Here is a 12594-nt window from a genome sequence, read left to right on the forward strand (position 1 = left end):
CGGGCAGCACTGAGTAGCTTCAACGAAGCAATCAATTGAAAGGCGGTATCAGGAAATCACATGGAAACGACTCAATACACGTTGCATGTCACAGCTCTGGAAGAGCGGCGCTTGGCGATAGCGCAACGAATCACAGAAGCGCTTGTTCGCAATAACGTGCGAAAAGAGTACAAATTCAGAAACGGCAACGAAAATTTACCAGTCATATCATTGCCTGAAGACTTTCTGATTTACCGCCTGGAGAACTATCGTACTCGCGATACCCAGTTGAGCTTGATCGCTGCCGGTGAGCAGGAAGTAGGATTTTTCGAACCTGCAAGACGGGAAGACCCATCAGTCCAAGCAAGGCAGCATCGGATCCTCTACCAGCAAGCGCAAACCGGAAGCGGCGAATCCGTAACCCCGATTCACTCAGAGTTGGGGCGAGTCGGAATTCAAACTGAAGATCTCATTATTTCATCTGACGGCATCGTGGTTAATGGCAACAGGCGCCTCAGCGCTATGCGCGAACTATGGACCAGCGATCCTGCGAAATTCGCGACGTTTCAAGAAATAAAATGTTCGGTTCTCCCGACGTCTGCCAGCCCAACAGAAATCCTCAAGCTGGAAATCGGGCTGCAAATGCAACCCGAAACAAAGCTGCCTTACGAATGGACGGCTTTAGGTCGAGCCGTACGGGATTTGCGAGAATCACTGATACCCGACGATGAAATCGCAAACCTGATGAATCGCGACAGATCCGACATCGTCCGAGCAGCAAAGATGATCGACAACGCCGACCTGTACCTGGACGAGTGGCTTTCCAGGCCTCAGAGTTACGACCAACTAGGAGAAACCGAACAGGCATTCAAACAAATCGCATTAAAAAACAACGTCAAAGGAGATGACTCCGGGGTTCGGGATATCACCCGGCAATTCGACTTCTTGCTGATTGAGCAACGTAAAGACCTCACGGACCGGGCGTACGTTTTTATAAACGCAATCGAGCAGAATGCTGAACTCTTTCTAGAGAACCTGGCCAATGCTCTCGAGATTGAGTTGCCGGCGGCTGAGCCAAGAAAGCCTTCCCAAATCAAGATTTCGTTTGAACCGTCTGGACCAGCTGCAAAAAGCTATGAGCCGCTCGTGGATTATCTGCACGCTCAAAGAGAAAGCGTTGAGGCTGTGAAAAAACTGACTGCCACGATCCAACAAGTGAGCTTGATTGCAGCAGAGCAGGGCAAAAAGAAAGAGGCAGCCGCACTCGACTTCGCGATTCAGGCAGAGAAAAAGCTTGCTGCTGTAGATATACAAACGGCTGGGCCAGCCACGCACGAAGACCTAAGAAGCTGCCTGGAGCGCTGCATCAGCCGCAGCGAAATGCTGTTGACGGAGCTGTCTGATCGCCAAGCTCAAGGAAGAAGCAAATGACCCCAACCATCGTTCTTTCATACGAAGAACGTTCGTCTGCTGGAGTTTTCACGCGAGGAGCTGGCGTCAGCGATAACATCTGGATTCGTATGAAGCAGTACGCTCAAGACGCAGAATCCGGGCCACGCATTTCCTCTCACCGACTTGAACTTACTTGGCCGGCGGCTTTGAATGTGCTGCGCGAGTCTTCGTCACTACAGCACAAACACAATTTCATATTCGACGTTGACGAAAGCTCGGCCGAGCGGATTCAACGTTTTATGGAACAGTTTGCGAGCGTAAGTAGCGTTTCAGGCTCGATCGCTTTGCAGATGCCAGAAACGGATATCCTTACGCGCTTGGAAGCTGCTGGCTGGCAAATGGATAGCCATCAGTTGAAGGACTACCAGCTGACAAACTTGCGGCACCTCCTGTCACTGGCAAATGGAGCCAACTTCTCAGTTCCCGGGGCTGGCAAAACTACTGTCACCTTTGCACTACATCTACTTTCACGCGAAAAGATCGACGCGCTCATTGTCGTTGCGCCGAATAATGCCTTTCCAGCTTGGGAAGGTGTGGTAGATGAGTGCCTCTACTCTTCTGCCTCTCAGGACCTACGCGCTGATTTTGTTCCCCTGACTGGAGGAGAAAACAAGATTGCATCGCTCCTGGCGTCGGGTTCACGCCGCTTCATAATCTCTTATGAGCAACTCGTTCGGGTTGATCAACACATCAGCAATTTCATGGCGACGAACAAGGTGCATCTGATCCTGGATGAATCACATCGCATGAAATCTGGTCACTCCAGCCAGCGAGGCTCAGTCCTGCTTCGCATGGGTTATCTCGCTGTAAGGCGTGACATCTTGTCAGGTACCCCGATGCCTCAGGGTCGGCAGGACATCGCCTCACAACTCGATTTTTTATGGCCTGGCCATGGTTACGGATCAAAAATTTCTGCAGGCCATGAGCCACGCGACCTGATTGGTGACATCTACGTCCGCACCACAAAGAAAGACTTACAACTACCCAAGCGCACCATAAAGACCGTACCCGTCACATTGACCGATGCGCATCTGGCGCTTTACAGCATATTGAAAAGCGATTTGACCGCCCGCTCCAGTGAGCTTCGAAGCGGTAAAGGTGGTGTGGCACTGATCAACGCTCGTAAATGCGTTATGCGCATACTGCAAGCAGCCACAAACCCCCTTCTTGTGATACCTCACCTGCAGCAGCACCACGAAACAGGTGAGAACGCGGCAATCTTGGAGGCCGTTAAATCAGAAGGGCCTTCAGCAAGGATACATAAGACGGTAGCGCTCGCGCAGGAACTCATAGCAGCGGGCAAAAAAGTCCTTATCTGGACTATTTTCACAGAAACCCTTCACCAGCTTGCACACGCGCTAGCCGGCTACAACCCGGCCACTATTCACGGTGCCGTTTTACTGGGCGATGTTTCCGACACTGCATCCAGGCAAGGCCAGCTTAAACGCTTCAAGGATGACCCAAATTGCCACGTGATGATCGCAAACCCTGCGGCGGCATCTGAAGGCATCAGCCTACATACGCACTGCCACGATGCGATCTACGTAGATCGCAGTTATAACGCAACGCACTATCTTCAATCCATAGACAGGATTCATCGACTTGGCTTGAAGCCAGACGCTGTCACTACGATATACATCATGCAAAACGCACTTCCTAGAGATGTCGGCTCAATCGATCGAGCGGTGGCCCGTCGGCTGATGACGAAAATTGGAAACATGCAGGAGTTGCTGGATGATCCCGATCTCCAGGAACTCACTCTTGATGAGGAAGAAGCAACCTCGGTAGAAAACTCCATTGATCGCAGGGACATCATAGAGTTGATCGAAGAGATCGAAAGACCGATGACATCTGCTCCAAATGAGCAAACAGATTGACCAGGTAAGCTTGGTAGCGGCGTTCCTGCGAATGCTAAAAAGACAGGGGTGGCTCATGGCCCCCCGATTCTTTGTACCTGCCTCGTTGGACCATCAAACGCGGCTTTGTCGCTCAGGCCAAAGATCAGGGCGCCTGGTGAAGGCTGAACGCTCATCTGGCTTGATCACTTCAGTATCAGCGCCAACACAGTAAAACATCCAGCGATAAAAACCTGACGCATTTCGCCCATTACTTGCTCTAACTTATCACGCGCGATCTTAACATTGTGTTAACAATTAATTCCTCACTCGCGGTCAAACTTATAAATAACGAGCGGAAAAAGATCTGTATATTTTAATTGAGATCACTCTGCCAGACAAAGAAGAATCATCTACGCAATACTACTTGACGGGAAATATAAACCCAGAAAGAGCTCAACCATAACTTTAATAAATCCGATACCGACTAAAATAAAATAAAGAAAATAACAATGTAGACCCTACGAAAACTATAATCCGTACAGAAAACTCACAGAGCAAAACACAGAGAGTGCATTTGACTACATACGGACACCAATATACAATAAATTGCACCCATCATTCAAAACACCATGAGCTCAGCTTAATGAAACTATTAAATACTTATGAAGACCATGATGACGCAAAACACGCCGAAGGTCTGCTGAGGGGGCAAAAGCGATTAGCAAGCGAGCGAGACGACACTAGCACCATTTATAACTTATTTGGCATACCCTCATGGAAGAATTTTCATGCTTTAAAAATGTACAATCTTGAAGAACTTCAAAATCTTTTACAAGAGAGAAACACTTGGGGTGAACCCCAACAGAGAAAACACAAAGAAATCATAGAAGCACTCAGCATAATTTCGAAAAACTATGAATTAGCAATACCCCCGCATTGGTTGTAGGAGAAGGCGTAAATACATCCGGACCGGTAACCATTACGCCTGAATCCAGTAATTAAAAGTCAATTAGAAAAAAACTTTTCGTACAAATCAGTTCCCAACTGATTCCAATGGCTAGACCTGTAAGGAGAAAAGTCAAAGTTCTTAACGCCCGTCAACTTACGTCTATACTGATCGAATCCTCGCGCATCACCTTCTTCCAAAATAATCCGAAGGCACTTTATAAATCCGTTAATAGCAGTCGGGGTAAGAATCTTGCTCTCGTGACCTATTTGCCAGCCATCAGGATATGAAGCTTTCACTGCATTTAGAAGGTCATTAATTTGTGCCACGCAATAATCAATATACGCTTCTAATGACAACCTACTTTTTTTCGCCAAAATTTCTGACTTTTTAGCAGCCTCAGGCCAAGCAGTAAACAGTGAATCCCCTCCTTCCCATTTCACCAGAGGTTTCAACCCATAACTAACAATGGACGAGATCTTCAGCTTTTTCGCATCATCAAAGACATGCTCCTCCAACTTGTCCTTCAATGCCCCTTTCCGCGCGAGCTTGATTAGTATTGCTTTAGCAACAGCTGTACCTGAGAACGGATTAACTATAAGCTCAATTTCTTGAGTTAAAGCAGACTTAACTTTAGTTTGCCGACTATTTATCTCTAGAAATAGCTTAGCTTCAAAAAGCGTTTTATCTTCCTCTGATACACTCGCCGGATAAATAATGCCGGTAACTAATAAATTCTGTTTAACTCTCAGACGCCCAATTTGAGGCTCATAGCTGTCGACACCCTCATGATAGGAGTAAATTCTATGCTGGCCATCAATCAGACCTACAACGTTATATTCATCCGGCAATGATATGCTTACAGGCTTCACATTCAGCTGATCATTAGACGCTAGCTGATTGGCTGTTTTAATATCATTTATTTTGGTCGACGAGGGCAAAGTGGCGATTATATTGCCCAAATAAACTCTTCGATTTTCTGAAAGATACTGCCTCATAGATCTTATTTTTGGCATATCTAAAATTCGCTGATAGGACAAATTAGGCTCAACCCAACCATTTTTGCGCAACACAAAGCTTTTTTTCAAAAGTGACGCAGGATCCGCATAGAATGAAACAACTTTGTATCCATCCGGATAACTACTGTTAGCTTCAGGCAGTAAAAAACCCTGAAAAGAACTTAGCGCACCAGAGCTGCCACCTGACAACTTAGCAGCACCCAGATCTTTGTAATCAACTTTGAGAAAGTTTAGGACTTCATATTTCGCGGAAACAGAAACATTTTTGACAAGAGCATGGAAATAATTCGTCAGCGCTCTCTCCACGACTTGAACACCTATACGCGCTGCACTTTCAACGTACTCGGACTCAACTGAATGCATACTGAAGTATACAATTCTAAGTTCATAGTCAACTGGCTCATAAGGCTGAGACGTAAAATACTTGTCAAAATCAGGAAGATTTTGCTTAAGACACTCTACAAAATCTACTTTATTTTTCAGGGCTAAATCGAACACGATTTGTTTTTTTGCTATATGGGGCCCTGGCGTTGCAATACATGTATCTTCAATAACCACCAAGACATTTTCATACACAAAGACCCCATCTAACTCGGTAGTCCTTGATCCTACTGAGGCATGCAAAACAAATTCTTTATTCTCAGAAGAAATGAATTCAAATCCTGACTTAGTAAATATCTCTTTAGCTGAATTACGAAACTTTGACTCATCTCTTTTTTTCTTAGCCAATGCCCGAACTACAATCTTTTCCGCCGCAGTCAATTTCTTGCGTACTTTTTTTGTCGCTCCTGGCTTGGCCACTTTCATCGAACACTCCTATAAATTTCTTCATTAATATTCAATGCAATCGAACTGAATATAAATTCATCCTTGCGAATTTGGCTCTTCACATCGGTTTTTTTGTATTGATGTGTATTGCTTGCGGTATAAGTGTACATTTCGGACGTCGGCAGAATATCAACAAAGTCTTTCAAATCAACTAATTGTTCAAAGTCAGCGCAAATACCAAATTTTGATAAAGGTGGGTGTGAAATAATTTCTTTGACTGAACTTAAAAACCAATCCTCTGATACGGTCTTATCAGTTAAAAAGATATACTTTGCTGAAACAATGTCATATTTACCACGAACAGGACGACTGAGGGGTTCAACCCAAATTTTATCGACAACGATCCCCACAGACTTTAACTTTCTGGCAAGCAACCTTGCAAACTTTAGAACTCTCAACTGAATAATAGTTTCTCTAAAGACATCAGCGTCTATGGATACCTTCGAGGCCAAGTATGCGGCTGAACGCTGCTCTATATTATCTGAAAGATACGATTTAAACATATCAAGATAATCAGGATTCAATTCAAACCCAAAGTATTTTCTTACCATGAACGCGGCTTGCGCAGGTACGGTACCCGACCCTGAAAATGGGTCGAAAACAGTATCCCCCTCATCAGTCGTGAGTGTCAAAATCCTCTTGACGAGATCCTCCGGAAGAGGACAGAAATGTTTAATATATCCCTCCCCCCAAGCCCCCTGAGTGGGAATACTAAACTCCCATATTTCCTCAAGAGCTTTCCCATGTGGGCTATAGCGCTCAGGATAACGCACCCACCATTCCTTCAAGTCTTTTATTTCTCTTGCTCGTTCAGAGTAATACTTAAAATCTTGCCCCTTAGAGAAGAAGAGTACATATTCAAATATTTTTCTAGTGGCGCCCTTTTTACTCCACGGGACAGTCTTATCTTTTTTCCAAATAATAACGTCTTGAAGCTTCCAGCCTACCGAACTGATCTCTCTAGCGAAATCGAACGGGAGAGTAACGACTGCACCATCACGCTTAAAGGAGTCGATGACCACCCAAAGAGAACCTGTCTCTTTAGTAACGTGATAGACATCCTTGAATATCTTCCTTAGATCCGCCAGATAATTATCATACGTCTGACCAAATCCAATTTGCCCAGAATGGCCATAATCCTTCATATCAAAATATGGTGGCGATGTAACCGTAACGTCAACAGAGTTCTTCTTTACTCTTTTTCTTAAGTTTCGCGCGTCATCTAAAAAAACTTCGGACATCTTTTATTCTCTGGCGCTACCGCCATTCGGTAAATATTTTCATTATATACTCCTCCTTTGCAATTTTCCAGCACAACCTAACAGAAATATATTCATTAAAAACCAGATACAGCGGAAAAATTAACGAACATCTTAAAAGCTCGGCTTAAACAATATTGAAAATACATTCCGCTATTTTGCCTGCTCACGCAGCGCTAAAAACACGAGGCAGATATCTACCCTTCAGCTTTAAAATTAGAAGACATTAAAATCCAACCCCTATATTTGGAAGAGGCATGCAAATATGGATTAGAAAGCTCCGCTGCCGCTAACTTTGCTATAGTCCCGGAACCAGCCGCAGATTTACGGCATGATCACTCATTTCCGTCTGCGACCACAGCCCGACTGGATCAGTTTTCAATTACTGCGGACAGCTATAAGGAGGTAAGTTAAACGACTGAACTGTACGCTATCAAAGCGTATCCATAGTTATCGCAATATTGGGGACTACGCTGACCAGCATCTTTAAATAAAAAATAAGTATCTGCCAACCCGTCTCCCGAAGATACGTATTTCTAATACTACCCGAAGAGACAATGACTGCTTTCTATCTTGAAACTGAGGCAAGTTTTGGCACTTGTCGTCAACGCTTTCACCATTCAGCCGCGCGCTTGGCCACAGTTCGATTACTACTCAAAATGAAGATGACAGGGACATCGATAGACAGAGGAACCAACTCCTATCCGTGGCCGAATCAGATGCGCTCGGCACTATTGCGCCGGTCAAAAGTGGTGTAAGTGCGGACGTCCGTGAAAGATCTGGATCAACTAACTATGGATATCACATGGAGACATCCGCCGACGAGCTGCTCTCAATGGCGGAAAAGGTTTGCTTGAGCGGAACACCAACGCCGGAACGGACTACATTCGTGCGCGTGAGATCGAAACGTTGAGGAGGCTCGCAAGCCTGCAATAACGGAATTTTTTGTCACATATTCTACAAAGCGGCATTCGGTCGATCGACCATTATTTTGCCGGGCATCGTTCTGCGTGATATCATGCGGCCACTCTCCGAGCATAAGCCACACGATGCAACTCATCGTGCTGCAACCGGCCAGTTGGGTATCTGCCGCCATCCTCCTGGAAATCCCGCGAGAGCGGAAAAAGGAAATGGGCAGAAATAGTCTGAACCTCCCTGCCAGCTGCTTTATGAGACTGGGAGAACAGCAAGGGAGGATTGCCATGGGCATTTCCGAACAAGCTGGTTCAGCAGCTCTACACCTTCGCCTCACGGCGTTAGGCAGCTTCGTCGGGGTGCTTTGCACCTACGGCGCCGCCCCGGTACTCGCTGTTGGACTAGGGCTTATCGCTGCTTTTGTTTTAACAAGGATGTGAAGCTAGGGTGGTCATGGGCGCGAACATGGCCATTCGAACCTTACTCCAAACCCATTCCCCGGCTTCCTGCCGCACGATCTCAATCCTGCGTTAGGTAACGAGTGTTAAGCTTTTCACTCCAAATAGCATCATCTCACCTGCTCCCTCTCTGCAGTCCACAATCAATGAAAACCTGCTCGATATTTAAGCGGCAACTATTGAGTTTACCATCCAGTCGGTACTGAGATCGCCGACAACGCTCGGGGAGCTGTGGACACACTCTGACGGAAAAAAGAGTTCATCAACTCACATTGGCGTCTTTCATAACGTCTGAACGATCGAGCGTCAGCGAGCTACTGTCCCGAAATCTGCATGCCTGCACATAGCGCAACAGATCCCTAGATCTAACTTAAAATAACCTTCAGCGCTTTCATAAAACTTCGAGCAGTGATCGGGCCGATTGATCCGGCCATAGGTCGGCTGATCATCTCGTCTAACAAGGTGATACTACGTTTTTCAGGCGCGACCTCGTTCAAAATAGTCGACCAGATGCTCGTTACTCAGATCGAGGGGTCACACCTCATCTTGGACAGGAAGCGAATGAGCAAAGCAAGGTTTTCACATTGAATACAAGCGGCGGATCAACGGAGCGCTATTTCATGCGGTATTCCAAATGGTATTCCAATCAAGATAAGAAATTAGTATTACTTATAGTTATCAAAGAGATAAAAGACCAGTTCAAATTACCCCGGCCCACCAATCCGAAAACGACAAAGCCCGCCAAGTGCGGGCTTTGTTGCATCTGGGGTTTGGTAAATTGTCGGCCACTCCACATCCCCTGGAGCGAAGCTTGCCCGCGAAGAGGCCCGCAAAGCATCATCATGTTGCGTCTTTAGACTGGAGCAAAAATTCTGTGACCGGATTTGAGCGACGTCATCCTAGGAAGTTTCCCGCAATCCGTAGCGACTTCCATGAACTGGCGCACAACGCTTCTGGAAGATAGTCTTCACCCTCCGCTGCAACCCTGCGGACGGTTTTGACAGGCCGAAATAGCGTAAGGACCCCTAAATCAATGGAACGCCCTTATGAAAAAGACCACCCGAAATCCAGTTGAAAACCCAGCCGTTTCAGAGTCCGAAGAACTCGACCTGACCCAACTATCCAAAGCCACCCAACGCGCCGTCAGCGCCCGCTTGCGCGACCCGAAACAGCCCGATCCCGTGAGCCATATTTTCACCATCCTCCCCGACGTCGACACACCCACCCTGCTCGGTCACGCCAGTGAAACCCTGGCCTCTATGAACGTCATGACCACCGACCTGGCCGACCAGCTCGAAGGCTCGCATCGCAACGTGGCATTGGCGATTCAGCAACTGGCCGTGCTGGCCGAGATGTTGATCAATCGAGCGCTGGACAACCTCGATTTGCCCACGCCAGCGGTCACGCCGTCTGCCACTGAGTGATCGTGCTCGTTGATCGAATGGAGGTTTTGTCATGGATCGATACATGCCGGTCACCGGCATCGACTGCACCATCGCGTCGCTGCTGATCGACACCGAAGCGCCGCTGGACGTGCTGCATGAAACGGCGGCCTACCGCATCCGCACCGCGACTCAATTGCTGGAGAGTTTCGCTGTGAACGAAGGCGTTTACAGTGAGCTCGCGCGGGTGTTGGTAACTTCGCTGCGCGATGGCTGCGATTTGCTGGATGTGGTTGGGCGAAGGTTACAGATGCAGGTTTCGGGGTTATAACGAACCCGGCATAGGAAGCCGTTGCCGCTCTCCCAATAAAAAAGGTACCTGACGAGAGTTTCGCAGGTACCTTTTTTTTGGATTGAGCGGGTAGAGATGTTCTGAATACGTGACATCGGGATCTGAATGCGCCTATTTTCCAGACGGTGCAATGCGCACCGACTGGCGCCCCTTCATCAACCCCACTGCAAGTGCCGATAGAATCAGCGCAATCGAAATCCCTTCATTGAAATCAACTCTATGCCCAAGCATCAGCATCGAACCTGCGATCCCAAACACCGGAATCAGCAAAGACAGCGGTGCCACTCTGGAAACCGGGTACTCTCGCAGCAGTAGATTCCAACCCCAATAGCAGAAATGCGTCGCCGCGTAGACTTGAAACAAAATCGAGAACACCGACACCCACTCAAGTTGCGTTGCCAAGGAGGTAAACGGAGCGGAACCGTGTGCCAGCCAAGTGAGTACCAACAAAGGAATCGGCGGGAACAGGCTGGCCCACACCACAAAGGCGAACATTTCCCGGACCTTCGACCTTTTGATGATGACGTTGCCGACACTCCAACTGAAGGCACTCACCACCAACAAGCCATAACCTACTGTCGTTGCATGGCCGGGACTGTTGAAAATAGTGCTGATCAAGCCCAGCGCTGCGAGCCCCACTCCAAGGGTCTGTCCAAGGCTCAGATGCTCGCGAAACAGCAACACTCCCCAACCCAAGGTAAAAAATGCACTGAACTGGATCAACAGAGCAGCGGTCCCTGGTGGAACACCCAGTTCGATGCCCAGGTTGATCAACGCCCACATCGCGACGCCGAAAATCAACCCATAGGCGGCCAACCACCCTATGGCAATCGGCGGGCGCCTGACAAAAAACACCCACGGCAACGCAGCCAGCGTAAAGCGAAGAGCAGTCAGCAACAGCGGATCGATAGCGGCCAAGCCTAGTTTGGTGATGGGAAAGTTCAGGCCCCAGACGGCTGTCACCAAGACGGCCAGGGTCAGATGTTTTTTCTGCATGAAGTTCTATTTCCAGAAGTCAAGGCCGGCAGCTGTATGCACCAACCAAGTCATCACTATGAGCAATAGAGGCAATGGCTCGCTTGCACTACCAGGTCATAAATCATTAAATTCGGGCCATGCGCGAAACTGAAATAGATCCCTACGAAAACACACCTCGCGATGCAGTGGTGACGGCCAATAACTATCTGGATGGTCAGCGCTTTGCGCTGCATACGCATCAACGTGGGCAGTTCGCCTACGCCGCCTGCGGCGTCATCACGGTATTCACTAGCCAGGGTAACTGGGTCGTGCCCCCACAAAGGGCTATCTGGGTACCGGCGGGAGTTCCCCATGAGATGAGCATGAGCGGGCCGGTCACCATGCTTAATACCTACATCCGTAACCGTGTCGCGGCTCGGCTCAGTCTGCCTGCGCACTGCCAGGTCTTCGGCGTGTCAGCACTGCTTCGGCAGTTGCTGATCCGGGCCATAGACGTTCCGGCACTGTATGCCAAGGAGCATCTGGACGGCCATCTGATGACATTGCTGCTTCACGAAATAGCAGGCATGTCGCCCCTATCGCTTAATGCACCTCTGCCGGTTGAGTCCAGGTTGGCACACGCCTGCCGCAACCTGCTGGAGCAACCTTCGCTGGAGATAGGGATTGATGACATGACCAGGCAGGTCGGGATGAGCCGCCGCACATTCACCCGTCTATTTCGCCAACAAACCGGTATCAGCTTTGTCGAATGGCGCCAGCAGGCATGTCTATTGGCGGCCGTGGTGCGTCTGGGTAACGGGGAGGCAATTACGCGGGTTGCGACTGATCTGGGCTATAGCAGCCCGAGTGCCTTCACCAGTGTTTTCCGTCGAGTATTGGGTGAGGCGCCCAGTCGGTATTTTCCAAAAGAAGTGCTTTGAAGCATACCCATCGAAACCAAGAGCCCTGATCTGCGCGCCCACATGAAATAGATCGAACGGCGCGCTAGTGAAAACACTCCATGAAAGACCATTACCCTGATCCAGAGTCGCTCCGGGTTATGCGGGCTGAACGTAGCGAGAAAGGATTTCTCCGACAGATTAGAGTCACGTCATATTGGGAAATTTCCCGCGACTCATAGCGACGTCCATGAACTGGCGAACAAGGTTTCCGGAAGATAGTCTTCACGCTTCGCTACGAACCCTGCGG

The 12594-nt window shown here is 48.3% G+C and carries 10 protein-coding genes; 7 read left to right on the top strand and 3 right to left on the bottom strand.

The features are described from left to right. The first annotated feature begins 60 nt into the window (after positions 1 to 60). The 3 genes from IC37_RS08280 (at position 61) to IC37_RS08290 (ending at position 4215) form a co-directional block, all read left to right on the top strand. On the top strand, positions 61 to 1410 hold the full coding sequence (locus tag IC37_RS08280; protein WP_030128111.1) for a hypothetical protein: 1350 nt from the start codon (positions 61 to 63) through the stop codon (positions 1408 to 1410). Continuing rightward, positions 1407 to 3308 (top strand): DEAD/DEAH box helicase, encoded by a 1902-nt coding sequence (locus IC37_RS08285; protein ID WP_030128112.1) that lies wholly within the window; start codon positions 1407 to 1409, stop codon positions 3306 to 3308. Before IC37_RS08280 ends, IC37_RS08285 begins: the two co-directional genes overlap by 4 nt. Before the next feature lie 604 nt (positions 3309 to 3912). Next, complete coding sequence (locus IC37_RS08290; RefSeq protein WP_030128113.1) at positions 3913 to 4215, top strand: hypothetical protein; 303 nt, start codon at positions 3913 to 3915, stop codon at positions 4213 to 4215. A gap of 59 nt (positions 4216 to 4274) precedes the next feature. Here IC37_RS08290 and IC37_RS08295 read toward each other — a convergent pair whose 3' ends face one another. Both IC37_RS08295 and IC37_RS08300 read right to left on the bottom strand, forming a co-directional pair. Beyond that, a complete protein-coding gene (locus IC37_RS08295) occupies positions 4275 to 6041 on the bottom strand; it encodes a DGQHR domain-containing protein (RefSeq protein ID WP_030128114.1) in 1767 nt (588 codons plus the stop codon). Next, positions 6038 to 7303, bottom strand: a complete 1266-nt coding sequence (locus tag IC37_RS08300; RefSeq protein WP_033864778.1) for a site-specific DNA-methyltransferase — start codon at positions 7301 to 7303, stop codon at positions 6038 to 6040. The genes IC37_RS08295 and IC37_RS08300 overlap by 4 nt, the downstream gene beginning before the upstream one ends. Before the next feature lie 1067 nt (positions 7304 to 8370). On the opposite strand from IC37_RS08300, the gene IC37_RS08305 reads away from it, so the two are divergent. From IC37_RS08305 to IC37_RS08320, 3 genes are all read left to right on the top strand, one after another. Further along, complete coding sequence (locus IC37_RS08305; RefSeq protein WP_030128116.1) at positions 8371 to 8676, top strand: hypothetical protein; 306 nt, start codon at positions 8371 to 8373, stop codon at positions 8674 to 8676. A 1064-nt stretch (positions 8677 to 9740) separates the two neighbouring features. Then, complete coding sequence (locus IC37_RS08315) at positions 9741 to 10118, top strand: DUF6124 family protein (RefSeq protein WP_030128117.1); 378 nt, start codon at positions 9741 to 9743, stop codon at positions 10116 to 10118. Between the two features lie 31 nt (positions 10119 to 10149). Beyond that, the gene (locus IC37_RS08320; RefSeq protein ID WP_030128118.1) at positions 10150 to 10407 is read left to right on the top strand and encodes a hypothetical protein; all 258 of its coding nucleotides are present in this window, start codon (positions 10150 to 10152) and stop codon (positions 10405 to 10407) included. A gap of 132 nt (positions 10408 to 10539) precedes the next feature. Here IC37_RS08320 and IC37_RS08325 read toward each other — a convergent pair whose 3' ends face one another. Next, positions 10540 to 11424: an EamA family transporter gene (locus tag IC37_RS08325; protein ID WP_030128119.1), complete on the bottom strand. Its 885-nt coding sequence runs from the start codon at positions 11422 to 11424 to the stop codon at positions 10540 to 10542. Positions 11425 to 11543: 119 nt separating this feature from the next. Here IC37_RS08325 and IC37_RS08330 point away from each other — a divergent pair, with 119 nt between their 5' ends. Continuing rightward, entirely contained in the window at positions 11544 to 12326 is a 783-nt protein-coding gene (locus IC37_RS08330; protein ID WP_030128120.1) for a helix-turn-helix transcriptional regulator, read from the top strand. The last annotated feature ends 268 nt before the right edge of the window (positions 12327 to 12594 follow it).

The organism is Pseudomonas sp. QTF5 (assembly GCF_000512695.2).
Lineage (GTDB): Bacteria > Pseudomonadota > Gammaproteobacteria > Pseudomonadales > Pseudomonadaceae > Aquipseudomonas.

Coding starts and splice junctions, on each gene's coding strand:
- IC37_RS08280 (WP_030128111.1), top strand. CDS start 61: ATGGAAACGACTCAATACACGTTGCATGTCACAGCTCTGGAAGAGCGG.
- IC37_RS08285 (WP_030128112.1), top strand. CDS start 1,407: ATGACCCCAACCATCGTTCTTTCATACGAAGAACGTTCGTCTGCTGGA.
- IC37_RS08290 (WP_030128113.1), top strand. CDS start 3,913: ATGAAACTATTAAATACTTATGAAGACCATGATGACGCAAAACACGCC.
- IC37_RS08295 (WP_030128114.1), bottom strand. CDS start 6,041: ATGAAAGTGGCCAAGCCAGGAGCGACAAAAAAAGTACGCAAGAAATTG.
- IC37_RS08300 (WP_033864778.1), bottom strand. CDS start 7,303: ATGTCCGAAGTTTTTTTAGATGACGCGCGAAACTTAAGAAAAAGAGTA.
- IC37_RS08305 (WP_030128116.1), top strand. CDS start 8,371: ATGCAACTCATCGTGCTGCAACCGGCCAGTTGGGTATCTGCCGCCATC.
- IC37_RS08315 (WP_030128117.1), top strand. CDS start 9,741: ATGAAAAAGACCACCCGAAATCCAGTTGAAAACCCAGCCGTTTCAGAG.
- IC37_RS08320 (WP_030128118.1), top strand. CDS start 10,150: ATGGATCGATACATGCCGGTCACCGGCATCGACTGCACCATCGCGTCG.
- IC37_RS08325 (WP_030128119.1), bottom strand. CDS start 11,424: ATGCAGAAAAAACATCTGACCCTGGCCGTCTTGGTGACAGCCGTCTGG.
- IC37_RS08330 (WP_030128120.1), top strand. CDS start 11,544: ATGCGCGAAACTGAAATAGATCCCTACGAAAACACACCTCGCGATGCA.